The sequence below is a fragment of the Mesorhizobium sp. CNPSo 4689 genome, from assembly GCF_057784325.1.
The window spans coordinates 520,141-544,156 of record NZ_JBWLUZ010000004.1 but is presented as its reverse complement, the minus strand read 5'-3'; the positions used below and the strand labels follow the sequence as shown (position 1 = coordinate 544,156).

The 24,016-nt window shown below is 63.8% G+C and carries 23 protein-coding genes; 12 read left to right on the top strand and 11 right to left on the bottom strand.

The features are described 5' to 3' along the window. Nucleotides 1-20 precede the first annotated feature (20 nt). A complete protein-coding gene (locus AC04SI_RS10265) occupies nucleotides 21-863 on the bottom strand; it encodes an ABC transporter permease (RefSeq protein WP_404278329.1) in 843 nt (280 codons plus the stop codon). 101 nt (nucleotides 864-964) lie between these two features. Continuing rightward, nucleotides 965-2,029 (bottom strand): polyamine ABC transporter substrate-binding protein, encoded by a 1,065-nt coding sequence (locus tag AC04SI_RS10260; RefSeq protein ID WP_404278277.1) that lies wholly within the window; start codon nucleotides 2,027-2,029, stop codon nucleotides 965-967. A 226-nt stretch (nucleotides 2,030-2,255) separates the two neighbouring features. Here AC04SI_RS10260 and AC04SI_RS10255 point away from each other — a divergent pair, with 226 nt between their 5' ends. From AC04SI_RS10255 to AC04SI_RS10240, 4 genes are read left to right on the top strand one after another with little or no spacing between them, the layout of a single operon-like run. Continuing rightward, a complete protein-coding gene (locus AC04SI_RS10255) occupies nucleotides 2,256-3,194 on the top strand; it encodes a GntR family transcriptional regulator (protein WP_404278275.1) in 939 nt (312 codons plus the stop codon). Between the two features lie 11 nt (nucleotides 3,195-3,205). Next, a complete protein-coding gene (locus tag AC04SI_RS10250; RefSeq protein WP_404278273.1) occupies nucleotides 3,206-4,489 on the top strand; it encodes a nucleotide disphospho-sugar-binding domain-containing protein in 1,284 nt (427 codons plus the stop codon). A 5-nt stretch (nucleotides 4,490-4,494) separates the two neighbouring features. Beyond that, a complete protein-coding gene (locus AC04SI_RS10245) occupies nucleotides 4,495-5,880 on the top strand; it encodes a glutamine synthetase family protein (protein ID WP_404278271.1) in 1,386 nt (461 codons plus the stop codon). Continuing rightward, nucleotides 5,880-7,184 (top strand): NAD(P)/FAD-dependent oxidoreductase, encoded by a 1,305-nt coding sequence (locus AC04SI_RS10240; RefSeq protein WP_488474169.1) that lies wholly within the window; start codon nucleotides 5,880-5,882, stop codon nucleotides 7,182-7,184. The genes AC04SI_RS10245 and AC04SI_RS10240 overlap by 1 nt, the downstream gene beginning before the upstream one ends. Before the next feature lie 55 nt (nucleotides 7,185-7,239). On the opposite strand, the gene AC04SI_RS10235 is transcribed toward AC04SI_RS10240, so the two are convergent. From AC04SI_RS10235 to AC04SI_RS10210, 6 genes are all read right to left on the bottom strand, one after another. Then, nucleotides 7,240-7,746, bottom strand: a complete 507-nt coding sequence (locus AC04SI_RS10235) for an L-2-amino-thiazoline-4-carboxylic acid hydrolase (RefSeq protein ID WP_404278268.1) — start codon at nucleotides 7,744-7,746, stop codon at nucleotides 7,240-7,242. After that, entirely contained in the window at nucleotides 7,743-8,531 is a 789-nt protein-coding gene (locus AC04SI_RS10230) for an ATP-binding cassette domain-containing protein (protein ID WP_404278266.1), read from the bottom strand. The genes AC04SI_RS10235 and AC04SI_RS10230 overlap by 4 nt, the downstream gene beginning before the upstream one ends. Further along, complete coding sequence (locus tag AC04SI_RS10225; protein ID WP_404278262.1) at nucleotides 8,528-9,355, bottom strand: ABC transporter ATP-binding protein; 828 nt, start codon at nucleotides 9,353-9,355, stop codon at nucleotides 8,528-8,530. The genes AC04SI_RS10230 and AC04SI_RS10225 overlap by 4 nt, the downstream gene beginning before the upstream one ends. Next, entirely contained in the window at nucleotides 9,352-10,182 is an 831-nt protein-coding gene (locus AC04SI_RS10220; RefSeq protein ID WP_404278260.1) for an ABC transporter permease, read from the bottom strand. Before AC04SI_RS10220 ends, AC04SI_RS10225 begins: the two co-directional genes overlap by 4 nt. Then, nucleotides 10,179-11,165: an ABC transporter permease gene (locus AC04SI_RS10215; RefSeq protein WP_404278258.1), complete on the bottom strand. Its 987-nt coding sequence runs from the start codon at nucleotides 11,163-11,165 to the stop codon at nucleotides 10,179-10,181. The genes AC04SI_RS10220 and AC04SI_RS10215 overlap by 4 nt, the downstream gene beginning before the upstream one ends. Nucleotides 11,166-11,435: 270 nt before the next feature. After that, on the bottom strand, nucleotides 11,436-13,046 hold the full coding sequence (locus AC04SI_RS10210) for an ABC transporter substrate-binding protein (RefSeq protein WP_404278256.1): 1,611 nt from the start codon (nucleotides 13,044-13,046) through the stop codon (nucleotides 11,436-11,438). Nucleotides 13,047-13,429: 383 nt separating this feature from the next. Here AC04SI_RS10210 and AC04SI_RS10205 point away from each other — a divergent pair, with 383 nt between their 5' ends. After that, nucleotides 13,430-14,611, top strand: coding sequence for a M24 family metallopeptidase (locus AC04SI_RS10205; protein ID WP_488474168.1), 1,182 nt, complete (start codon nucleotides 13,430-13,432; stop codon nucleotides 14,609-14,611). Nucleotides 14,612-14,645: 34 nt separating this feature from the next. Here AC04SI_RS10205 and AC04SI_RS10200 read toward each other — a convergent pair whose 3' ends face one another. The 3 genes from AC04SI_RS10200 to AC04SI_RS10190 are packed head-to-tail and all read right to left on the bottom strand — an operon-like array spanning nucleotide 14,646 to nucleotide 17,145. Next, nucleotides 14,646-15,065: a cupin domain-containing protein gene (locus AC04SI_RS10200; RefSeq protein ID WP_404278252.1), complete on the bottom strand. Its 420-nt coding sequence runs from the start codon at nucleotides 15,063-15,065 to the stop codon at nucleotides 14,646-14,648. A 4-nt stretch (nucleotides 15,066-15,069) separates the two neighbouring features. Next, nucleotides 15,070-15,936, bottom strand: coding sequence for a phosphoenolpyruvate hydrolase family protein (locus AC04SI_RS10195; protein WP_404278250.1), 867 nt, complete (start codon nucleotides 15,934-15,936; stop codon nucleotides 15,070-15,072). A 12-nt stretch (nucleotides 15,937-15,948) separates the two neighbouring features. Beyond that, a complete protein-coding gene (locus AC04SI_RS10190) occupies nucleotides 15,949-17,145 on the bottom strand; it encodes a Tm-1-like ATP-binding domain-containing protein (RefSeq protein WP_404278249.1) in 1,197 nt (398 codons plus the stop codon). 110 nt (nucleotides 17,146-17,255) lie between these two features. On the opposite strand from AC04SI_RS10190, the gene AC04SI_RS10185 reads away from it, so the two are divergent. The 7 genes from AC04SI_RS10185 (at nucleotide 17,256) to AC04SI_RS10155 (ending at nucleotide 23,998) form a co-directional block, all read left to right on the top strand. Next, a complete protein-coding gene (locus tag AC04SI_RS10185; protein WP_404278247.1) occupies nucleotides 17,256-17,951 on the top strand; it encodes a TetR/AcrR family transcriptional regulator in 696 nt (231 codons plus the stop codon). 360 nt (nucleotides 17,952-18,311) lie between these two features. Next, nucleotides 18,312-19,628, top strand: coding sequence for an ABC transporter substrate-binding protein (locus AC04SI_RS10180; RefSeq protein ID WP_404278245.1), 1,317 nt, complete (start codon nucleotides 18,312-18,314; stop codon nucleotides 19,626-19,628). A 67-nt stretch (nucleotides 19,629-19,695) separates the two neighbouring features. Continuing rightward, the gene (locus tag AC04SI_RS10175; protein ID WP_006200308.1) at nucleotides 19,696-20,601 is read left to right on the top strand and encodes a carbohydrate ABC transporter permease; all 906 of its coding nucleotides are present in this window, start codon (nucleotides 19,696-19,698) and stop codon (nucleotides 20,599-20,601) included. Between the two features lies 1 nt (nucleotide 20,602). Then, a complete protein-coding gene (locus tag AC04SI_RS10170; RefSeq protein ID WP_404278242.1) occupies nucleotides 20,603-21,562 on the top strand; it encodes a carbohydrate ABC transporter permease in 960 nt (319 codons plus the stop codon). Beyond that, nucleotides 21,559-21,795 (top strand): hypothetical protein, encoded by a 237-nt coding sequence (locus AC04SI_RS10165; RefSeq protein WP_404278240.1) that lies wholly within the window; start codon nucleotides 21,559-21,561, stop codon nucleotides 21,793-21,795. The genes AC04SI_RS10170 and AC04SI_RS10165 overlap by 4 nt, the downstream gene beginning before the upstream one ends. After that, nucleotides 21,792-22,895, top strand: a complete 1,104-nt coding sequence (locus AC04SI_RS10160; RefSeq protein WP_404278238.1) for an ABC transporter ATP-binding protein — start codon at nucleotides 21,792-21,794, stop codon at nucleotides 22,893-22,895. Before AC04SI_RS10165 ends, AC04SI_RS10160 begins: the two co-directional genes overlap by 4 nt. After that, entirely contained in the window at nucleotides 22,895-23,998 is a 1,104-nt protein-coding gene (locus tag AC04SI_RS10155; protein ID WP_404278236.1) for an ABC transporter ATP-binding protein, read from the top strand. Before AC04SI_RS10160 ends, AC04SI_RS10155 begins: the two co-directional genes overlap by 1 nt. The last annotated feature ends 18 nt before the right edge of the window (nucleotides 23,999-24,016 follow it).

Genomic DNA, 24,016 nt, shown 5'->3' with positions numbered 1-24,016 from the left:
AGAAGGGAAGGAGCGCGCCCTCAGCCATTCGCGTCACCTCTTGCTTCTGTGGCGCGGCCGGCGGCGCGATCGGCCAGCAGCGCCTGCGTCACAAGCACCAGTAGCATGATGGCAATCAACGCCATTGCGAGCGCGGCGCCGAAGGGCCAGTCATTGGCGGTCAGGAACTGGTCGTAGACGAGATTGCCGATCATCTGGAAGCGGCCGCCGCCGAGCAGCGCCGGGGTGACGAAATTGCCGATCGACAGAACGAAGACGAAGACGGCGCCGGCGGCGATGCCGGGCACGGTCAGTGGCAGGATAACCCGCCGAAATGTGGTCAGGGCAGACGCGCCGAGGTCTCGCGAGGCTTCGGCGAGTTCCGGGTTGAGGCGCGACAGCGGCGCGTAGCAGGCGAGGATGACGAAGGGCAGATAGTTATAGACCAGACCGGCGATGACGGCACCCTCAGTGTAGAGCATCGATGGCGGTTCGCCGGTGTAGCCGAACCAGCGCAAAAGCTGGGTGATCAGGCCCTCGCGGTTGAGCAGCACGATCCAGGCATAGGTGCGGATCAGGTAGTTCGACCAGAACGGCAGCACGGCGAAGAACAGGAACACCGGCTGCAACCGGCGGGGTGCGGCCGATATGGCATAGGCGGCGGCGTAGCCGATGACGACAGCGATCAGGGTCGCCGTGCCGGCGATGCGCGCCGAGTTGAGGAAGATGCCGGCATAGAGCGGGTCGAAGACCAGCCCGAAATTCTCCAGCGTGAATTTGTATTCGATGCCGCCATAGATGCCGCGCCGAAAGAAGGCGAGCGCCAGCACCAGCGCGCATGGCACCACCATCAGGACGGTCAGCCAAGCCAGCGCCGGCGCCATCAGCAGGGAGGAGCGAAGTCTGGTTGGGGACACGATTACGAACCGCATTCGGCGGCCAACGGCGGATGCCCGCCGTCGGCCGTGATCCAGTTTGATGCCGCCTACTGCGCGACCTTGATCTCGCTAACGATCTTCGAATAGTCGCGCTGGGCGTCACCGACATCGCGCAGCTGCTCGAACTTGACCAGATCGGCAACCGGCATCGCCATGTTGGGGAATTTGGCCAGGAAGTCGGCAGGCAGGCTCTCCATCGCCGGCTTGTTGGGCACCTTGTAGTCGATGTTCTGCGCCGCCCAGGCGTGGTTCTTGGCGTCGAGCATGAAGTTGATGAACTGGAAGGCGGCGTCCTTGTTGGGGGACGCCTTCATCACCACCATCGTGTCGACCCAGAGATCCGAACCCTCCTTCGGGATGACGTATTTGATCTCGGGCTTCTCGGCGATGCCGTAATTGCACCAGCCGTCCCAGGCCTGCACCAGCAGCGCCTCGCCCGACACCAGCTTGGAGTAGAAGGTGGTGTCGTCATAGGCGAGCAAGGTCTTCTTGGCCGAGATCAGCAGGTCCTTCACCTCGGCCATCTTGGCCGGATCGGTCTCGTTGACCGAATAACCCTTGTCGAGCTGGCCGGCGGCAAGCAGCCAGCGGTCGGTCGCCAGCATGGTGGTCTTGCCCTTGAGATCATCGGATGGGGCGAGCAGATCGCTCCAGCTGGTCGGCGCAACCTTGACCAGATCCGAGCGGTAGCAGAGGCCGGTGGTGCCCCATGTATAGGGCACGGAGAAGGCATTGCCGGCATCGTGCGGCAGCTTGGTCGCTTCCGGATAGAGGTTGGCGAGGTTCGGAACCTTGGCGTGGTCGATCGGCTCGGTCAGACCGAGCTTGTTCAGCACCTCGGCGAAGGGCGAGGAGACGAAGACCACGTCATAGCCCTTGCCGCCGGAGGCGACGAGCTTGCCCATGATCTCCTCATTGGTGGCATGCACCACGACCTCGCCGGAAACGCCGGTCGCGGTCTTGAAGGCGGCCATGGCATCGGGCGCCATGTAGCCGTCCCAGTTGGAGATGACGAGGTCGGCAGCGGCGGCCGGCGCCGAGAGCGCCAGCGCAAGGCCAAGCGCGATTGAAGACATTGTGAGCGAACGGTGCCGCAAAGCGGTGACGGTCATGACAGACTCCCATTCCGGTTGACGTCGAATTCGTTTTGGATCGGCGTTCGCGGTTCTGCCGCAGGCTCGATCCCGTTCCCCGGTCTTTTTCTTGCCGATTGCAGTGACAGTACTATTGCAGAAAAAAGTACGTCAATCCATAATTTGACAGGCCGCCATGGAATCTGGCCGATTGCGTCCGCGATCGGCCAAACCATGGCGATCACGTCCGTTCACGAGACTAGTCATGCAAGCGGCAGCCAGGCGACCTCGCACCAACCATCTCGATCTTGCCCAGCGCATCCTGGATGTCGCCCGGCAGCGCGGCTTTGCCCCCGGCGCGCATCTGCCAGAGCAGCAGATCGCGTCGCTCTGCAACGTTTCGCGAACTCCTGTGCGGGCGGCGTTGCGCCTGCTCACCGAACAGGGTGTCGTGCAATGGGAGGCCGCTACCGGCTATCGTCTGGTTGCCGACCTCACCGCCCAAGCCGCCGTTGCCGCGGAATTGCCTGTCACGGCCGAGGACGAACTGGCCGAGGCGATCCTGCGCGACCGCTCGGCGCGGCGGCTGGACCAGACGGTGACCGTCGTCGGTTTGATGCGGCGGTACGATGCGGAACGCAAGACGGTACTAAAAGCGCTCCAGAGACTGACCGAGGAGAATCTTGTCGACCGCGCGCCGGGCCAATCCTGGCTGTTTCGCCGCGCGCCCGACGATCCGGAGGCACAAGGCGAGAGTTACGAGTTCCGCCTGCTGCTCGAGCCCGCGGCCATCCTGGCGCCGGGCTTCCGGCTGGATGGAGCTCGCGCGGCAGCACTGCGCCAGGGCATGGAAGCACTGGCAACGCTACCAGATGCGGCGTTTGACACCAGGGAGTTCCAGCGGCTGGACATCGAATTCCACGACATGATCGCCGATGGTTCCGCCAACCGCTTCGTTGCCGATGCGCTGTCCGACCACCTCAGGCTGCGCCGGCTGCCGGGAACCTATACCGGCGTCAACGTCTTCCGGCTGAAGCAGTCGCTGCGCGAGCACCTCACCATACTCGACCATCTGGAAAGCCGTCAGTATGAGGTTGCCGCCGACCTGCTGCGCGTGCATCTGAGGCTGTCGCGCAGCCAGCGGCCGCAGGCGGCGAGTCGCGGTGCGCCCGCTTTGTTCGGCATGATCAGCCGGCCGGATTGAAGAGGGCCATTTTGACGCGCAAAGCCAGCCCGACCATCGCGCTGTTTCCCGAAGCAAGCTTCGGCGCGGCGCTGAATTGCGTCGGCATCGCGCAGGCGCTGCGCGCCCGTGGCGCCCGGCCGGTGTTCATCTGCCATGCCGGATTTTCCGGTGTGTTCGCCGACTACGGTTTTCAGGAATACCAGCTGCCGACCGACGATCCGCTGAGCGACAGCGAGCGGCAGAGCTACTGGCAGGCTTTCGTGCGCCGGCATCTGCCGCATTTCCGGCTGAGCCCGATCGACCAGCTCGAAACCTATGTCGCCCCGACATGGCAGGCGATCGTCGACACCGCGGTCAATGCCGAAGCGCCGCTGCGGCAATTGCTGGCGCGGCTTAAGCCGGACGCCGTCGTGCTCGACAATGTCATCATGTTTCCAGCACTTGCCGGCGCCGGCTGCCCATGGGTGCGCGTCGTCTCCTGCGCCGAGACCGAACTGCCCGACGCGGAGGTGCCGCCCTATCTCTCCGGCCTTGCGGCCGACGATCCAGGCCGCGAGGCCTTCGAGGCGCGTTACCTCGCGGCAGTGACGCCGGCGCATGAGCGATTCAACCGGCTGCGCGCCGATGCGGGCCTGGCAGCACTGCCGAAGGGCCTGTTCCTGGAGGCCTCGCCCGACCTCAATTTGCTGTTGACGCCGACCATCGTGCGTCGCGAGCGCGCTACGCCGCTCGACCCCGAGCGCTTCATCTATCTCGAAGGCTGCGTGCGTTCGGAAGGGCCATTCGAAGTGCCCGTCTTCCCGCGCGATGGCGGGCCGCTGGTCTATGTCAGCTTCGGCAGCCTCGGCGCCATGGATGTCGGGCTGATCCAGCGCATGCTTGCCGTGTTCGACAGGTTGCCGGCGCGCTTCATCGTCAATGTCGGCGGTCTGCGCGATGCCTATCGAGCGGTGCCTGACAATGTCTATCTCGACGCCTGGTTCCCGCAGCCATCGGTGGTGGCGAAGTCGGACCTGTTCATCCACCATGGCGGCAACAACAGCTTTTGCGAGGCGCTGCGCTTCGGCGTGCCGTCGCTGATCATGCCCTATTGCTGGGATGGGCACGACAATGCGCAACGCGCCGGCGAGACCGGTGTCGGCGATCATATCGGCCGTGACGGCTGGACCGAAGGAGTATTGGAGAGAGCCATTCTCGGCCTGCTGGCCGATGATGCAATGCGCGCCCGCCTGAAGGAAAATGCAGCGCAAATGGCGCTGAAACCCGGAACGGATGCGGCCGCCGAGGCCATTCTCTCTCTCGTACGGACATGAACGAAATGCCTGACAATCACTCAACCATCACGTCGCCTTTGAGCGGCAGTAACGACCCGAAAAGCTGGCTGGCCCAGCACGCGATCAGCGAAGTCGAGTGCCTGGTGCCCGACTTGAACGGCGTGCTGCGCGGCAAGGCCTTGCCGGTGGCGAAATTCCTCAAGGCGCTGGAAGATCGTGCGCTCTATCTGCCGAGCAGCGCCTTCCTGGTCAGCATAGACGGCCGCTATTCCGGCTCGATCGACGAGGGTTTTGCTTATCAGGACCCGGACATGCGGATGGTGCCGGATGTTTCCACGCTCTGCCTGGCGCCCGGTGCCGGCGCGGGCAAGGCCTATGTCTTTGCCGACGCGTTCCAAATAGACGACCGGCCGTGGATGGCCTCGCCGCGTCATGTCTTGCGGGCCGTGCTCGATCTCTATCGCCAGCGCGGCTGGCGGGCAGTGGTGGCGCCGGAGCTCGAATTTTATCTCACCGCGCCCAATCCGGACCCCGACCGTCCCCTGACCGCACCTGTCGGCGGCAATGGCCGCGCCGAGAGCGTGCAGCATCCCTATGACATGGCGGCACTCGAAGAATTCGAGCCGGTGATCCGGCGCATCTACGATTACGCGGCGGCCGCCGGGCTGCCACTCGACACGCTGATCCATGAATCCGGCACCGCGCAGCTCGAGATCAACTTCCTGCATGGCGATGCGCTGGCGCTGGCCGACAAGGTGCTGTTGTTCAAGCGGTTGACGCGTCAGTCGGCGCAGCAGTCCGGCATGCACGCGACCTTCATGGCAAAACCGATCGCGGCACAGGCCGGCAGCTCGATGCATCTGCACATGTCAGTCATCGACGAGGCGGGCAACACGCTGTTTGCCGGCGGCGAGGATGCCGACACGGCTATGTTCGGGCATTTCATCGGCGGGCTGCAGAAATATGTCCCCGAAATCATGCCTCTGTTTGCGCCGAACGTGAATTCGTACCGACGCATCCGGCCGAACCACAGCGCGCCGGCCAACATCGAGTGGTCGCATGACAACCGCTCCTGCGGTCTGCGCGTGCCGGCCGGTGGCCGCGCTGCGCGGCGCATAGAAAACCGGCTGCCCGGCGCCGATGCCAACCCCTACCTGGCAATCGCCGGCTCGCTGCTGGCAGGCTATCTCGGCGTAGAGGAGAAAATCGCGCGTTCGGCCGAGGCGTCGGGCAATGCCTACAAGATCAAGAGCACACTACCGAAAACCATGGAGGAAGCGCTCGACCGGTTCACCGCATGCGAGCCGGTGCGGGCGCTGCTCGGCGAGGACTTCTTCCAGTCCTATCTGCGCGTCAAGAGCGTCGAACTCGATCTGTTCCAGAGCGTCGTGACGAGCTGGGAACGCGACCACCTGCTGCTCAAGGTGTAATGATGGGATTCAATTCCGAGGGTTTCAATTCCGGCCTGGATATCGGCAAATCCTATTATGTCGCCACCGCCAATCCGTCGCCGGATCATCCCGCCCTGAAAGGCGAGGTCGACGCCGACCTCGTTGTCGTCGGCGGCGGCTGCACCGGCCTGTCGGCGGCGCTTCACGCCGCCGAGCGCGGCCTGAAAGTCGTATTGCTCGAAGGCGGCAAGATCGGCTGGGGCGCATCGGGGCGCAATGGCGGCCAGATGATCCCCGGCCTGCGCAAAGGCACCAAGGGGCTGGTCAAGGCTTTCGGACCGGAGCGGGCGAAAGCGCTGTTCGATCTCGCCTTTGAAGCGCGGGGGCTGGTGCTCGACATCATCGAGCGCCATGCCATCGACTGCGATCTCCGGCTGACCGGCCATCTGGTCGGCGCAGTGAACGGCTCTGATCTCAAGGACCTCGAGGAAGAGGCCGAGTGTCTGGCCAGCATGATGAAGTTTCGCGACGTGGAGATTCTGTCGGCGGCGGAGGCACGCGGCAAGGTCGACACGCCCTACCATGGTGCGATGTACGAGCCGCTTGGCGGCCACATGCATCCGCTGAACTACACGCTCGGCCTTGCCCGCGCTGCAGTCGCGGCCGGCGTCACCATCCATGAGAATTCGGTGGCCATTCGGCTGGGCCGCGAGCCTTCGATACGAGTCTCGACGGCCAAGGGTTCGGTCCGGGCAAAGCATGTCGTGCTGGCCGGCGATGCGCTGCTGCATGGGCTCGAGCCACGCGTCAACAGCCGCATCATGCCGGTCGGCAACTACATCGTCGCCACCGAGCCGCTGGAGGACAAGCGCAATGTCATCCCGGCCAATGTCGCGGTGTCAGACACCCGCTTCGTCGTCAACTACTACCGGATGTCGGCGGATGGACGGCTGCTGTTCGGCGGCGGCGAGCGCTACACGCCATCGCCGCCGGCCGACATTGCCGGCTTCGTGCGTCCGCATATGGAAGCCACTTTCCCGCAACTGAAGGGCTGCCGTATCGACCATGCCTGGGGCGGGCTGGTATCGGTGACGACGTCGCGGTTGCCGCATGTTGGGCATTATGGCGAGGTCTATTTCGCGCATGGCTATTCGGGCAAGGGCGTGATCCTGTCGACGCTTTCGGGCAAGCTCTTGGCCGAGGCGATCACCGGCGATGCTTCGCGGCTCGACCTGTTCTCGACGCTCACCCCGCTGCCGTTCCCCGGCGGTACGGCACTGCGCGGTCCGCTCTATGTGCTGGGCATGCTGTGGTATGCGATGCGGGATCGGATCAAGCACTGAGCCTTCGTGCAGGGCCAGCGCGACAGACGCTGCGCTGGCCACAGATGATATCGCGCTAGGCAGCATCCCGGTTCGTCAGGGCGATGTGGCAGCAGCCGGAGCCGTGGCCGGGCGTCCAGGTGACGTTGTCGAAGCGCACGCCGGTCGCCTCGAACAGGCCGCGGTCGAAGGCGCCGGCGATGCGGCAGAGCGTGGCGAGTTTTTCCTCGCCGACGCCGGCCTCGACCCAGGCGTCCTTCAGCGGGCAGCGCTTCACCTTGAAGGCAATGCGATGTTCACTGCGTTCGACATCAGTCGGATACATGCGGCCGCCATCGGGGCTGACGGCCAGAAACGCCTCGCCGATCGCTGGCGCGTCGTTAGGGCCGAAATCGGCAAAGGCTGCCGCGGCAACCTCCCTGCCGCGCTGCTCGATGGTGCGGATCATGACCGCCTCGGCGCGCTCTGCTCCCAGTTCAGCCGTCAGTTCGTCGAGGAACAGGCGATAGAGATCGGCCCGATTGCGAAAGGCGAAATCGAGTTCACGTGACAGGTTTTCGGCTCTCGCTGCGGGGTCGGTCATGGCGCTTCCTGACTTGCTCTCAATTTCGGCGTCGCCGTCACCAGCGCCTTGCCGATTGCGGATTGCGGCGCGCCGATGACAGCGCGGGCATCGCCGCTTTCGGCGATCCGCCCGGCGTCGAGGATGACGACGCGATGGGCGATGGCTCTGACGACGCCGAGATCGTGCGAAATGAACAGATAGGCGATCCGTTCCACACGCTGCAGGTCGAGCAGCAATTTGAGAATGTCTCCGCGAATCGAAACGTCGAGCGCCGACACCGCTTCGTCGAGCACGATCAGCGATGGGTTTGTGGCGATGGCGCGGGCGATGGCAACGCGCTGGCGCTGGCCGCCGGAGATTTCGTGGATGGCGCGCGGCGCGAGTTCGGCGTCGAGGCCGACGCGCTCCAGCAAAGCGGCGATCCGGCGCGGGCGCTCGGCGCGCGATGCGATGCCATGGATGCGCAAGGGATCGTCCAGCAGGCGCGCCACGGTGGCGCGCGGGTTGAAGGCGGCGAGCGGATCCTGGAACACCATCTGCAGGCGCGCGCGCCGGGCACGCAGCGCGGCACCGTTCAGGGTGAGGAAGTCATCACCTTCGAACCGGATGTTGCCGGCGTCGGGTTCGATCAGCCGCAACACCAGCCGCGCGATCGTCGACTTGCCGCTGCCGGACGGTCCGGCGAGCGCCAGCGTCTCGCCGGGATCGATCGCGAAGGAGACGGCATCGACGGCGGCGATGGTCCTGCCGCCACGCCGATAGCGTTTGGTGAGGTCGGAGACGGTCAACAGCGGACTGCTCATCGCGGCACTCCGGCTTGCGGCAGCAGCGGTTCGGCGTCGAGGCCGAGATGGGCGTCGAGCAGCGCGCGTGTGTAGGGGTGGCGCGGGGCATCGATGATTTGCTCTGTCGCACCAATCTCGACCAATTCGCCGTGGCGGAACACTGCGATGCGGTCGGCAAGTTCGGCGGCCAGCGCGATATCGTGACTGATGAACAGCAGCGTCATGCCGTCCTCAGCCACCAATTTCCGGATGAGGGACACGATCTCGGCCTGCACGATGGTGTCCAGCGCGCTGGTCGCCTCGTCGGCGATCAGCAATTTAGGTCCGGCGGCGATGGCGGCGGCGATCGCCACACGCTGCTTCTGGCCGCCGGAGAGCTGGTGCGGAAAGGCGCGGAGGGCGGTGTCGGGGTCTGGCAGGCGGACGCGGTCGAGCAGGGTTCTGGCCTTGGCATAGGCCTGCGGCCAGCCGAGGCCGAGATGGGTTCGGGCGACTTCGGCGATCTGCTTGCCGATTGTCATGACGGGATCGAGGCTGGCCGATGGATCCTGGAAGACGAAGCCGATGTCGCGGCCGCCGAGGGGTGTGTTGTTGCGAAGACGGGAAGGTTGGTGAGGCGATCGAAATTCCGACATCTGCCAGTCGATACGGCCACCAATCCTGGCGGATGCCGGCAACAGCCCCGCAATCGCCAGCGCCAGTGTGCTCTTGCCCGAACCGCTCTCTCCGATGATGGCCAGACGCTCGCCGGCGGCGATATCGAGATTGATGTTCTTCAGCGCCTCGCGGCCATTGCCGCGATAGCTCACCGTCAGATCGCGGATCGAGAGCAGCGCCGTCATGACAGGCTCCGTCTCACCGCTGTCGTCTCGACGACACCTTCACCGGCGAGATAGACGCCGAGCACGGTCAGCACCAGCGCCATGCCCGGAATGATCGAAAGGAAGGGCGCGGTGCGCAGCACTGTGCGGCCTTCGGCGATCATGCCGCCCCAGGTGACGCGGTTGGGGTCGCCGAGGCCGAGGAACGAGAGCGCGGCCTCTGTCAGGATGGCGGCGGCGACGATCACCGACGACAGCGCCAGCACCGGCGGCAGAGCATTGGGCAGCACCTCGCGAAAGGCGATCTCAAGGGGATGCATGCCGATGACGCGGGCGCCGGCGACATAGTCGCGCTCGCGAATGGACAGCACCTCGGCGCGCGCCACCCGCGCCGGTCCGGTCCAGGCGCCGAGCGCGATGGCCGCGACAACCACGCCGAGCGACGGCCCGACGACGCTGACGAAAGCCAGCGCCAGCAGGAAGCCCGGCACGGTCTGGAAAGCGTCGGTGATGCGCATCAGCACTTCGTCGACGAGGCCGCCGGCGAAGCCGGCCAGCGTGCCGACGATCGCACCTATGACAAGCGCCGCAGTGGCCGCAGCCAATCCGACCGCCAGCGAGGTACGCGAGCCGTGGAACAGTTCGGCCAGCACGTCGCGGCCGAGCCGGTCGGTGCCGAGCGGCAGCGACCAGTCCTGGAAAGGCGGCAGCAGCGCCGGCCCGGCAATGGCTTGCGGGTCACCGGGAAAAAACAGCGAAGCCGAGAGCGCCATGGCAAACAGCGCCGCCAGGATGATCGCGCCGGCGATCGCCTCGGGCGTGCGCAGGAAACGCCGGACCACGCTCACGCGCCAGCCTCACTGGCGCCGACGCGTGGATCGAGGAAGGCGTAGGCGACGTCGACGAGAAGGTTGATGACGATGACGAGAACTGCGCTGGTGAGAATAATCCCGAGCAGCAGCGGCGTGTCGCGCCCAGCGACGGCTTCCTGCGCCAGTCGGCCGAGGCCGGGCACGGCAAAGACGCTTTCGATGACGACGCTGCCGCCGAGCATCTGTGCCGATTGCAGGCCGAGCATGGTGACCAGAGGCAGCAGCGCGTTGCGAGCGACGTGAGCGAGCACGATGCGGCGGCGCGACAGGCCCCTGGAGCGGGCGGCAAGGACAAAATCCTGCCGCCATGCCTCGGCCATGCCGGCCCGCATCATGCGCAGGTAAAGCGCGAGATAGATGAAGCCAAGGGCGGACACCGGCAGGACGAGATGGGTGGCGATGTCGGCGGTGCGGGCAAGGCCGGTCTTGTCCGACGCCAGGCTCTCGATGCCGCCGATCGGCAGCCAGCGCAGGTCGACGGCGAAGATCACGATCAGCACTAGGCCGAGCCAGAAGCCGGGCACGGCATAGAGCGCCAGCGAGCCGATCGACAGGAAACGATCGCGAAAGCTGCCGGGTCTGGCGCCGGCATAGATGCCAAGCGCCGATCCGAGGCCAAAGGAGAGCGCGATGGCGCTGCCCATCAGGATAAGCGTTGTCGGCAGGCGCTCGAGGATGATTTCGCGGATCGGCCTGGAGAAGGTGACGGAGTGGCCGAGGTCGAGATGGAGCAGCGCCCAGAGATAATTGGCGAGCCGCGTCAGTTCAGACTGGTCAAGGCCCCAGCGGTGGCGCAGCAGTTCGATCATGCCGGCATCGCCGCCGGTCGAGACGATATAGGCGTCGACCGCATCGCCGGGCGCCGCTTCGAGCAACAGGAAGGTGCCGATGACGACGATCAGCAGTACGAAGATGCTGCCGACGAGACGGCGGCGCAGGAGGGTGAGGGCGCGGGTCATGGCGGCCTCGAATGTTTGGTGCTGAGCCAACCAAGGTGAAAGTCGCGCTTGAGCACCCCCCTCTGTCCTGCCGGACATCTCCCCCTCAAGGGGGGAGATTGGAAGTCATCGGCGATTTCGCCAATCTTCAATGTCGCAGGAAAATATGCCGACGTTGCGGCCAGCCAATCTCCCCCCTTGAGGGGGAGATGTCCGGTAGGACAGAGGGGGGCCTCGTAGAACTCTACGTCTACGACGATGTCGTCGCGAACTCTCATCCGCGAAATACTGTCACGATTCCAAATACGTGTCCGCCCAGTTCGATACCGCCCAGCGCGGGTTGTTGGCCATATTCCCAACCGTATCGCGCGCGACGCTGATGAAACTCCATTCGGCGACGTTGATCAGCGGCAGGTCGGCAGCGACCTTCTTCTGGAACTCCTTGTAGAGTTCGGTACGCGCGGCTGTATCGAGCGTCTCGGAGGCCTTGGCGATGAGGGCGTCCAGTTCCTCGTTCTTGTAGCCGCCCTGGTTGGAGAACGGTACGCCGTCCGGAATGCCGCTCTGCACCAGGATGGTGGTCGAGATCGCCGGGTCGCCGCGGAATACCGGCGGGCCGACGGCGAGGTCGAAGGCATGGTCGGTGTAGACGGCCTTGATGTGCGCGGGCGAGTCGTTGTTGACCAGCTCGGCATCGATGCCGATGGCGGCGAGCGCCTGGCGCAGATAGTCGCCGAACTGCTTGGTCTCGTTGAAATAGGGCGCCGGCAAAAGTTTCAGCGAAAAGCGCTTGCCGTCGGAGCCTTTCTTGTAACCGGCTTCGTCGAGCAGAGCGTTGGCCTTGGCAACGTCGAAGGCATAGGTCGGCACGTCGGCGGTGTAGAATTGCGGATCGTTCTTCGGCACCGGACCGGTGGCGGTGGCCGCATAACCGAGGAACACCGTCTTGACGACGAAATCCTTGTCGATGGCATGCGCGATCGCCTGGCGCACCTTGAGGTCGGCGAGCTCCTTGCGGCGGTGGTTGATTTCGACGACGAGCTGGTATGTGAGCCCTTCATAGCCCTTGGTGATGACCTTCAGGCCCGGCACCTTGGAGATGCGGTCGAGGTCGGCCAGCGGCACGGCCGAGAAAGCGGCGAGCTGGATTCCTTCGGCCTCGAGTGCGGCGGCCGCCGAGGTGCGATCCGGCAGCACCTGGTAGACGATCTCGTCGAGATAAGGCTCGTCCTTGCCCCAATAATCGGTGTTCTTCGCCAGCCGGTAGTACTGGCCGGCCTTGTACTCAGCGAACTTGAACGGGCCGGTGCCGACCGGCGCGTTGTTGGCCGGGTTCTCCTCGATCTTGCCGGTCTCGTAGACGTGCTTCGGCACCACGCTGCTCAGCGCCGGCAGGGCGTTGCGGATCAGCTGGAACGGTGTCGGCTTGGCGAATTTGAACACGGCGGTCAATCCGTCCGGTGTGTCGACGGCGGCAAGGTCCTTGAACACGGTGCGGCCGAGATTCTGCAGTGGCTTCCAGATCTGCAGCGCCGAGAAGGCGACGTCGGCGGAGGTGAAGGGCTTGCCGTCATGCCATTTGACACCGTCGCGCAGCTTGAAAGTCACCGACAGGCCGTCGGCAGCGCCTTCCCAGCTGAGTGCCAGACGCGGCTGCAGCCCATCCTTGCCGTCGAAGGAGGCCTCGGCCAGCGTCTCCACAACCTTGCTGGAAATGAAGAAGACGCCATTGGAGGCAACGATGGCCGGGTTGAGGTTGCGCGGCTCGGAATCGGCGGCGACGACCAGCCGTCCACCCTTCTTCGGCGTCTGCGCCCAGCCGATCACCGGCATGGCGGTGGAGGCGAGCAGCGCCGCCGAACCGGCAAGCACAGTGCGCCTGGAAATGGTGAAACCTGACATGATCGACCTCCGTCCTCTCCGCACCCGTCCGGATGCGACAATCCCTTCGACGCCAACGGGCCCGCGAGCATCTTTGCGGCGGTGATTATGGCCCTTGCCGAGGGTTTCGCCAGAGAGGGAATTGGCGCAATCTGGCGTGGCTTTGAAATTTCCGTCCGCTGGACCACTTATCCGATGGCGGTCCCGTTTCGCCAATCTGGTAAGACCAGAACTGGCCATACGGCGTTTTGGAATGGCAATCTATGACCATTTCTGCAAGGAGCCCGATTTCTGGCTGGACCAGTGCGGCGATAATAGTGCAGATTTGACCGACAGCCAGACGATCAGCGACCTGCGCAGCCGGCAAGCCGGTCCGACCGGCCGGCACATTCAGGGAGAGAACAATGAACATCGCCCCGGGCAAGATCGGCACCATTCCGTTCGACCAGGCGAGGCTCGATGGGTTGATGGAAGAGGCCGGCATCGACGTGCTGCTCGCCACCTCCAAGCACAACACGCAATATCTGCTCGGCGGCTACAAGTTCATCTTCTTCGCCGCCATGGATGCGATCGGCCACAGCCGCTATCTGCCTGTCGTCGTCTATGAGAAGGGCGGGCCGGACCATGCCGCCTATATCGGCAACCGCATGGAAGGCGCCGAGCACCAGAACAACCCGTTCTGGACGCCGACGCTGCATGCCGCCTGCTGGGGCACGCTCGATGCCGCCAATCTGGCTGTCGAGCATGTGCACAAGATCGGCCAGGGAGGAGCGCGCATCGGCATCGAGCCGGCTTTCCTGCCGTCGGATGCCTATACGCTGATCCGTAAAACATTGCCGGATGCAAAGCTGGTCGACGCGACCGACATGCTGGAGCGCATGCGCGCCATCAAGACGGAGGCGGAGCTGGAGAAGCTGCGCATCGCCTCCGAGCTGATCACGGATTCCATGCTGGCAACGATTGGCTGGGCGCGCGAGGGCACGACCAAGACCGAGATCATCGAACAGCTGCGGCGCGAGGAGACCAACTGCGGTGCGCATTTCGAATATTGCCTGCTGACGCTGGGCTCCAGCCACAACCGGGCTGCCTCACCGCAGGCGTGGAAGAGGGGCGAGGTGCTGTCGATCGATTCCGGCGGCAATTATCACGGCTATATTGGCGACCTCTGCCGCATGGGCATTCTGGGCGAGCCGGACGCCGAGCTGGAGGATCTGCTGGCCGAGGTCGAGACGGTGCAGCAGGCGGCGTTCTCCAAGGTCAGAGCCGGCACGCTCGGCGGCGACATGATTTCTCATGCCGAGGGGGTGCTGAAGAAATCCAAGGTCGCGCCCTATACCGATTTCTTCGCGCACGGCATGGGGCTGATCACGCATGAGGCGCCGTTCCTGATGACCAATCATCCAGTCACCTATGAAGGCACCTATGCCGCAAAGCCGCTGGAGAAGAACATGGTGCTGTCGGTCGAGACTACCATGCTTCATCCGACACGCGGGTTCATCAAGCTGGAGGATACGGTTGCCGTGACTGACAGCGGCTATGTCATGTTTGGCGACCGAGGTAGGGGTTGGAACAGGGGTGGCGCTTGAATCACGGACGACCGGCGCTGCCCCACAAAGCCAATCACCCTTTGCCCGCCGGCAGCAGCCTGAAATCCGGCAAGTCGCGCAGCGCCAGTTCAGGCCCAGCCGGCGAATAGACGACGAAGAGCTGCATCGGTCCGTCGCCGGTGTTGAGCGTCGAATGGAAGCGGCTCTCCGGGACGTAGATGGTGCAGCCGGGGCCGACCTTGGCGACCACCGGATTGCCTTGCTCGTCCTCGACCATCTGCTCGCCATGGCCGGAGATGACGAAGATGATTTCCTCGGCCCCGGGATGGTTGTGGCGGGTGTGGCCCTTGCCGGACGGCAGGTCGACGACGCCGCCCGAAAAACGCTCCGCGCCGTTCACTTCCGGCGCAACCGTCAATGCCAGCCGCCCCCAGTCGAAGCCGAAGGCGCTGACGTCCTTCGGGTAGACAAACACCTTGCTCTTGTCGGCCATCGTCTCATCCCTTCCTTTTCTTCGCGGTCGCTTTCTGGTCGCCGATCGCGACGGCCTTGAAATCCGCGGTCTGCCGGGCGATCGCCGCTTCCGCCGGCAAACGCTCCATCGAGCTGGCACCGTAAAAACCGTGCAGCCCTTCGCACCTCTCGAGAATATAACGGGCATCGTCCGGCATCGAGATCGGCCCGCCATGGCAAAGCAGGATGACATCCTTGCGCACCGAACGAGCTGCGGCTGCGATGGCGTCGATCTCTTTCACACAGTCGTCAAGTGATTTGGCCGAGGTGGCGCCGATCGAGCCGCCGGTGGTGACGCCCATATGGGCGACGACGATGTCGGCGCCGGCTTTTGTCATGGAGCGCGCCTCGTCCGGGTTGAAGACATAAGGGGTCGTCAGAAGGTCGAGCTTGTGCGCCTCGGCGATCATGTCGACCTCAAGGCCGAAGCCCATGCCGGTCTCCTCGAAGCTTTGCCGCATCTGGCCGTCGAACAGGCCGATGGTGGGAAAGTTCTGCACGCCCGAAAAGCCCATCGTCTTCAGCTCGGCCAGGAACAGCGGCATGATGACGAAGGGATCGGTGCCGTTGACGCCGGCCAGCACCGGCGTCTTCTTGACCACCGGCAGCACCTCGTAGGCCATCTCCTTGACGATCTCGTTGGCGTTGCCATAGGCGAGCAGGCCGGCGGCCGAGCCGCGCCCTGCCATGCGGTAGCGGCCGGAATTGTAGATGATGATGAGGTCGATGCCGCCGGCCTCCTCGGCCTTGGCCGAAAGGCCGGTGCCGGCGCCGCCGCCGACGATCGGCACGCCGTCGGCGATCATCTTACGGAATTTTTCCAGGATTTTCTTGCGCGGAATGGCGGCCATGCTTGTCAGGTCTCACTTGCTGGCGATGTCGAGGAAGGCGGCCGTGGCGGCCTTGGCGAATTCCGGATCGTTGATGTGCAGCGGCAGGCGCGTCACGCACCGTGTCTGAGTCGGCTTGATCGTACGCTCGATAGCTTCGAACAGCGCGGCGTCGGCTTCCGGGTTGAAGAAGGCGCCGCCTTCGATGTCGAGCGCCGAAACGCCCTTTTCGGGGATCAGGAAATGCACAGGACCCTGGCAGCGGCTCAATCTGTCGCCGATCCATTCGCCGATCTGGCGGCATTCGTCCGCTGTGGTGCGCATCAGTGTCACATTGGAATTGTGCTCGTAGAGCAGCCGCCCGCGATATTTTTCGGGAATGGTCGGCGGCGCCCAGAAGTTGACCATATCGAGCGCGCCGGCCGAGCCGACATAGGGCAGCTTCGTGCGGGCAATGGCACCGAAGCGGTCTTCGGTCGCCGGCAGCACGCCGCCGAACAGCAGGTCGCAAACCTCGGTGGTGGTGATGTCGATGACGCCGGCGAGCAGGTCAGAGTCGGCGAGCTTCTCCATGGTACGGCCGCCGGTGCCGGTGGCGTGGAAGACCATGCAGTCGTAGGTGGCGCGCAACTGATCGGCGATGGCTGTCACGCAAGGCGTGGTGACGCCAAACATGGTCAGGCCCAGCGATGGCTTGCCGTCGGCCGACGGCGCGGACCTCGCTGCCATGCCGGCAATGGCCTGGGCGGCATTGTGCAGCACGACCCGTGACAGCCGGTTGAGACCGGCCATGTCGGTGACGGACGGCATCATGACGATGTCGGAGACGTCGACATAGGGCGCGGTGTCACCGGACGCGAGCGTCGAGACCATGATCTTGGGCAGGCCGAGCGGCAGGGTGCGCATGCCAGAGGTGATGATCGAGGTGCCGCCGCCACCGCCAATGCCGATCATGCCTGATATGTCGGTGCGCGACTGCGCGAATAGGGCGAAGGCCGCGGCCATCGCCGCCATCGACCTGCCGCGGTCGTCGATGCCCAGCACGGCATTGCGGCCCTCGGGATGATGGCCGGCGACCTCCTCGGCGGGAACATCGACGGGCACGGTGGCGGCGCGGGTTCCGACATCGACGCGGGTGACGGCCGCTCCGGTGGCGGCGATCGTGTCGGCCAGGAAGGCAAGTTCTTCGCCCTTGGTGTCGGCGGTGCCCACCACATAGATGCGCTTCATCGCGTTTCCCCGGTCCTGGCGTGCCCGGCGTCGTCGCCTGCCACTCTCTGCAGGCCGCTCGGCAGCGCCAAGGCCATTGCATTTTTTTGAGACGCGCGTATCGTATTGACATGAATGTCTCACGTCAACAAGCCGCAATGAACGATGACGCCGAGCGAGGGGTAAGCCAGGCGGCCGAACGCGGAGCGCGTGCCCGCACCAGACGGCTGATGCTGGAGACGGCGACGCGGCTGATGCAGGCCGGCGCCACGCCCTCGGTCAGCGAGGTGGCGGAAGCAGCCGAAGTGTCCCGCGCGACCGCCTATCGCTATTTTCCGAGCCAGGCGGCCCTGGTGCAGGCGGTGGTCGACGAAGGGCTCGGTCCGATCCTCACCTGGCAGTCGACTTCCGCCGATCCGGAGCGCCGGGTCGCCGAATTGTTCGGTGCAGCGATGCCGCGCATCGAGGCCTTCGAGGCGACATTCAAGGCGGCGCTAAAACTGTCGCTCGAACAGTGGGCGCAACGGCAGGCGGGCACGCTGGGCGGCGAGCCGCAATTCACCCGCGGCCATCGCGTCGAGCTCTTGAAGGACGCGATCGCTCCGCTCAAGGGCCAACTGCCGCCGCGCGAATTCAAGCGTCTGGCGCAGGCGCTGTCGCTGATCTTCGGCGTCGAGGTGCTGATCGTGCTGAAGGACATTTGGGGCTTGGACAGCCGCAAGATGATGTCGGTGGCGCAGTGGGCGGCCGGTGCGCTGGTGCGGGCGGCGGTGACGGAATCAATGGGCGACGGAGACGGGGCCGCGCGACCGGCGGTCGCCAAATAAACGCGAATCTGGTTCGACCAGATAGGGAAGCCAGGTACACATAGTAATTGTGCTGACACAACCAAAACAAGACCCTTATGTATCAAGGAGTAGGAAAATTAAAGTAAAACAGGCAGATACCGCTACAAATGGCTTGTCGAGCCGCTCCTGATCGCAGAAGAAAGGGCTTGACGTGCATTCGCAATTGGTAATACCAGATCAGGACCGATAAAGCGGATCGAATGTGAGGGCTGCGATCCATTTTCCGGCCGGGCGAGGAGGCCCAAAACCGGAATGTGCCATCACGGGAGGAACTACCAGGGCCGGCCTCGCTGCCGGCTCGCATGACGCGGTAGAATGCGCACAAGGGAGGAAATCATTATGCGCAAGACAATGACCAGCCTGCTTGCTGGTATCGGCTTAGTGCTCGCCTGCGGAACGTCCGTCTACGCGCAGGACAAGGAACTCACCATCTTCTGGGCGGAATGGGATCCGGCCAACTATCTGCAGGAACTCGGCAACGAGTACGAGAAGGAAACGGGCGTCAAGATCACGGTGGAAACCACGCCCTGGCCCGACTTCCAGACCAAGGCCTTCACCGAGTTCAACGCCCATGGTGACGCCTATGATATGGTCGTCGGCGACTCGCAATGGCTCGGTGCCGGTTCGACCGGTGGCCACTATGTCGACCTGACCGACTTCTTCAACAAGCACAAGCTGGGCGAGGTGATGGCGCCGGCCACGGTGAAGTACTATGCCGAATATCCGGGCGGCAGCAGCAAGTACTGGGCCATTCCGCTCGAAGGCGACGCCGTCGGCTGGTCCTATCGCAAGGACTGGTTCGAAGACCCCAAGGAAAAGGAAGCCTTCAAGGCCAAATATGGCTACGATCTCGACGTGCCGAAGGATTTCAAGGCGCTGCGAGACATCGCCGAATTCTTCCACCGGCCGGATCAGAAACGTTACGGCATCGCCATCTACACTGACAATTCGTATGACGCGATGGCAATGGGCTTCGAAAACGCGCTGTTCTCCTTTGGCGGCGAGCTGGGTGACTATAAGACCTACAAGGTCGATGGCTTCATCAACTCCGACAAGGCGATCGCGGCGCTCGACGCCTACAAGGAACTCTACACGTTCACGCCTCCGGGCTGGGCCAAGTCGTTCTTCGTCGAGGACAACCAGGCGATCACTGAAAACCTGGCGGCGATGAGCATGAACTACTTCGCGTTCTTTCCCTCGCTGATCAACGAGGCGTCGAACCCGAACGCCAAGAACACCGGCTTCTTCGCCAATCCTGCCGGACCTGACGGCGACCAGTTCGCCGCCCTTGGCGGTCAGGGCATCTCCATCGTTTCCTACTCGCAGAAGCAGGAAGAGGCGGTGAAGTTCCTCGAATGGTTCATCAAGGACGAGACCCAGAAGAAGTGGGCAGCGCTTGGCGGCTACACCTGCAGCGCAGCCGTGCTCAAGTCGGAGGAATTCCAGAACGCCACACCTTACAACAAGGCCTTCTACGAGACCATGTTCAAGGTGAAGGACTTCTGGGCGGTGCCTGAATACGCAGAACTGCTGCAGCAGCTCAACCAGCGCATCTATCCCTACGTGATCGGTGGGCCTGGAACCGCCAAGGAAACGCTGGACGCGCTGGCCGCCGACTGGAACGCGACCTTCAAGAAATACGGCCGCGGCCAATAAAAGTCATGCCTGACGGAGGAGGCCTTCGCGCCTCCTCCGTTTGTTTTTAAGAATCTGGAGCAGGGTTTTGGCGACCACGATGATCACGACGCTGGACAGGTCCTCGCGGGCCGCTGCCCGCGGCCTCAGCGACATTTCGATCCGCAATCTCTTCATCATCCCGACGATCCTGTTCTTGATCGTCTTCAACATCTTCCCGCTGATCTATTCGCTGGGCTATTCCTTCACCGATTTCCGCGCCTCGACCAATGCGCCGGCGAATTTCATCGGGCTGCAAAATTATCGCGACCTGCTCAACGATCCCTATGTCTGGTCGAACTTCGCCATCACCGCGAAATACGTCATCATCTCGGTCGCCGGGCAGTTGCTCGTCGGTTTCGGCGTCGCCATGCTACTCAACCGCGACATTCCGCTGAAGGGATTGCTGACGACGCTGCTCCTGCTGCCGATGATGCTGTCGATGGCGGTGGTCGGCCTGTTCTGGAAGCTACTCTACGACCCCTCCTTCGGCATCATCAACTACGCGCTCGGCCTCGGCACCTTCGAATGGCTGTCGGATCCGAACATGGCGCTTTATGCGGTGGCGCTGACCGACATCTGGATGTGGTCGCCCTTCGTCATGCTCTTGTCGCTGGCCGGTCTCTCGGCGGTGCCGAAGCATCTCTACGAAGCCGCCGCCATCGATCGTGCCGGGCCGTTCTACACCTTCTTCCGCATCACGCTGCCGCTGGTCGCGCCGATCCTGATGATCGCGGTCATCTTCCGCACCATGGAAGCGTTCAAGACCTTCGACCTTGCCTACATCCTGACCAGCCAGCCGACGGCCGAACTGATCTCGATCCGGCTCTACAAGATGGCGTTCCAGGAATGGCAGACCGGGCGCTCCTGCGCGATGGCCTACATCGTGCTGATCATGGTGCTGGCGATCACCAACATCTATGTGAAGTACCTCAACAAGGTGAAGGAGCGCTGAGATGGCCGCCGTCCGCACTTCTTCCGAAATCGGCTTCAACCGTGCGGCAATCGTCGCGGTGCTGGTGGTGACGATCATCTTCCTGGCGCCGATCTACTGGATCGCCTCGACGGCGTTCAAGCCGCGCAATCTCGCGACGACCATCCCGCCGACGGTGGTGTTCCAGCCGGAAATCTCGCCCTTCGTCAAGCTGTTCGCCAAGCGTTCGCAACTGCGCAATCCGCCGACGCCGGAAGAGTATGCGGCGGCTCCGTGGTGGGAACGCGTCGTCTTCAATGGCGGCGAAAAAATCGTTCGCGACGGCAAGGGCGAGGTGCAGTGGTCGGGCTATCCGAGCCGGTTCATGAACTCGCTGATCGTCGCCATCACCTCGACGGTGCTGGCCGTCGGCATGGGCACCTTCACCGCCTACGGGTTTTCGCGCTTCAGGGTGAAGGGGGAGGCGGACCTGCTGTTCTTCATCCTGTCGACGCGCATGCTGCCGCCGGTGGTGGTCGCCATCCCGATGTTCCTGATGTACCGGGCAGTCGGCCTCAACGATTCCCATCTAGGCCTGATTATCCTCTACACCGCCTTCAACCTGTCCTTCTCGGTCTGGCTGATGAAAGGGTTCATGGACGAGATCCCGAAGGAATATGAGGAGGCGGCGCTGGTCGACGGCTACACGCGCATGGAAGCCTTCTTCAAGATCGTGCTACCCGAGGCAGCAACCGGCATCGCCGCGACCGCCGTCTTCTGCTTTATCACGGCGTGGAACGAATATGCCTTTGCGCTGATCATGACCAGCCGCCGTGCCCAGACAGCACCGCCGTTCATTCCCAGCCAGGTCGGTTCCGGCCTGCCGGACTGGACGGTGATCGCTGCTGGAACCTTCCTGTTCCTGCTGCCGGTCGCGATCTTCACCTTCCTGCTTCGCAATCATCTGTTGCGCGGCATGTCCTTCGGAGCGATCCGCAAATGAGCTTTCGCGCCATCAACCAGAAATACCTGGAACCCGGCTCGCAGATATTGATGGTGCTCGGCATCATCGCCCTCTGCCAGCCCTGGAACATGCTGCTGCACAGCTATGGCGTGACCATCATCCTGCTCGGGCTGATCGGCTTCAACATCACTTCGAAGATCGCGCCGGAGGAAGAGGCCGGCACCGGTCATAGCGCAGATGCGCAGGCGCGAAATCCGGGAGCACAGCATTGACCCAGATCGAGCTTCGCGGCGTGCAGAAATATTTCGGCGCCGTCCAGGTCATCAAGGACCTCAACCTCAAGATCGACGACAACGAGTTCATCGTGTTGCTCGGCCAGTCCGGCTGCGGCAAGACGACGACGCTGCGCGCCATTGCCGGGCTGGAGACGATCGACGGCGGCGATATCCTGATCGACGGCAAGCCGGTGCAGCATCTCAAGGCTGCCGACCGCGACATCGCCATGGTGTTCCAGTCGTTCTCGCTCTATCCGCATATGAGCGTCTACGAGAACATCGCCTTTCCACTGCGCGCGACGCGCAAGAGCAAGGCCGAGATCGACCAGGAAGTGCGCTCGGTCGCCAAGACGCTGCAGATCACGGACTTGCTGGCGAAGAAGCCGTCGGCGCTGTCGGGCGGTGACATGCAGCGTGTCGCCATTGGCCGGGCGCTGGTGCGGCGTCCCAAGGCGATGCTGATGGACGAGCCGATCGGCGCGCTCGACGCCAAGCTGCGTGAAGAGATGCGGGCCGAGATCAAGCGGCTGCACATCAAGCAGGGCTCGACCAGCATCTATGTCACGCACGACCAGATCGAGGCGATGAGTCTCGCCGACCGCATCGTCATCATGCATGAGGGCGTGCTGCAGCAAGTCGGATCGCCGGACGACGTCTATTCGCATCCGGCCAATCTGTTCGTGGCGCAGTTCGTCGGCAGCCCGGTGATGAATGTCGCCGAGGCGTCGGTCACCGAGAAGGCCTCGGCCGCCTCGGTCACGGTCGGTGACGCGACCACCGGCTTCGAGTTCCCGCGCGCGCTTTTATCGAAACTCAACGGTCATGCCGGCGGCAAGCTGGCGCTCGGCATCCGGCCTGAAGGGGTGATCGTGCGCCATGAGGCGGCGGACGGCTTCCTGCCGGTCGAGACGCAAATCGTCGAGCCGCTCGGATCCTTCGATATCGTCGACATCAAGGTCGGCTCCAGGATGCTGCGCGCGCGCACCAAGAGCGGCTTCGTCAGCGGGCCAGGCGAAAAGGTCTTTGCCAGGATCGATCCGGCGCAGGCGCATTTCTTCGACGTGGCGAGCGGCAAGTCGCTCGGGGTGAGACTCTGATGGCCCATATCCAGCTCAAGAACATCTCGAAGAGCTTCGGCAATCACACCGCGCTCACAGGGCTCAATCTCGAGATCGCCGACGGCGAGTTCTTCGTGCTGCTCGGCGAGACGGGTGCGGGCAAGACGACGACGCTGAGGATGATCGCCGGCCTGGAAAAGCCGAGCGAGGGCCAGGTCTTCATCGACGGTGTCGACGTCGCCGACTGGGGCGCCGCCGAGCGCGACGTGGCGCTGGTGCTGCAGCAATATTCGCTCTATCCGCGCTACACGGTGCGCGAGAACCTCGAATTCCCGCTGAAGCCGAAGATCCGTCGGCTGCCCGACGCCGAGATCAAGGATCGCGTCGACCGCGCGGCCAGGACGCTGCGCATCGAGCATTTGCTCGACCGCAAGACCGACCGGCTCTCGGGTGGCGAGATGCAGCGCGTCTCCATCGGCCGCGCCATCGTGCGCAAGCCGCGCGTATTCCTGATGGACGAGCCGCTGTCGGCGCTCGACGCCAAATTGCGCGAGGCGCTGCGCACCGAGTTGAAGAATTTGCAGATGCAACTCGGCGCCACCTTCCTGTTCGTCACCCACGACCAGATCGAGGCGATGTCGATGGGCGACAAGGTCGGCGTGCTCAACCATGGGCGCATCGTCCAGACCGGTACGCCGCAGGAGATCTACAACAACCCGCGCGACACCTATGTGGCGAGCTTTGTCGGTTCGCCGCCCATGAACCTCATCGACGGCAGGCTGGTCGACAACCGCGCGGTGATGGCGCCAATGAATTTCGAACTGCCGTTCTCAAGGGGAGCCAGGACTTCTTGGGGGTTAGACACGGGCGGTGCGACCGACGGTCGCCCGCTCGTCTTCGGCATCCGTCCCGAGGACGTCTATCTGGAGAGCGGTGCGCCGGTCGAGGCGCGTGTCCATGATGTCGAGAACCATGGCGTCGAAAAAATCCTGACGCTCAGGGTCGGCGACACCATGCTGCGCGCCACGGTACCGGCGAGGACCGATGTCGAGATCGAGCAGCCGGTGCGCTTTGCCTGGAACCCGGACAAGGTGGTGCTGTTCGACAAGGGGAGTGGCGTGAGCCTGCGCCACGCCAGTTAGCAGCGAGCTTTTGCGCGA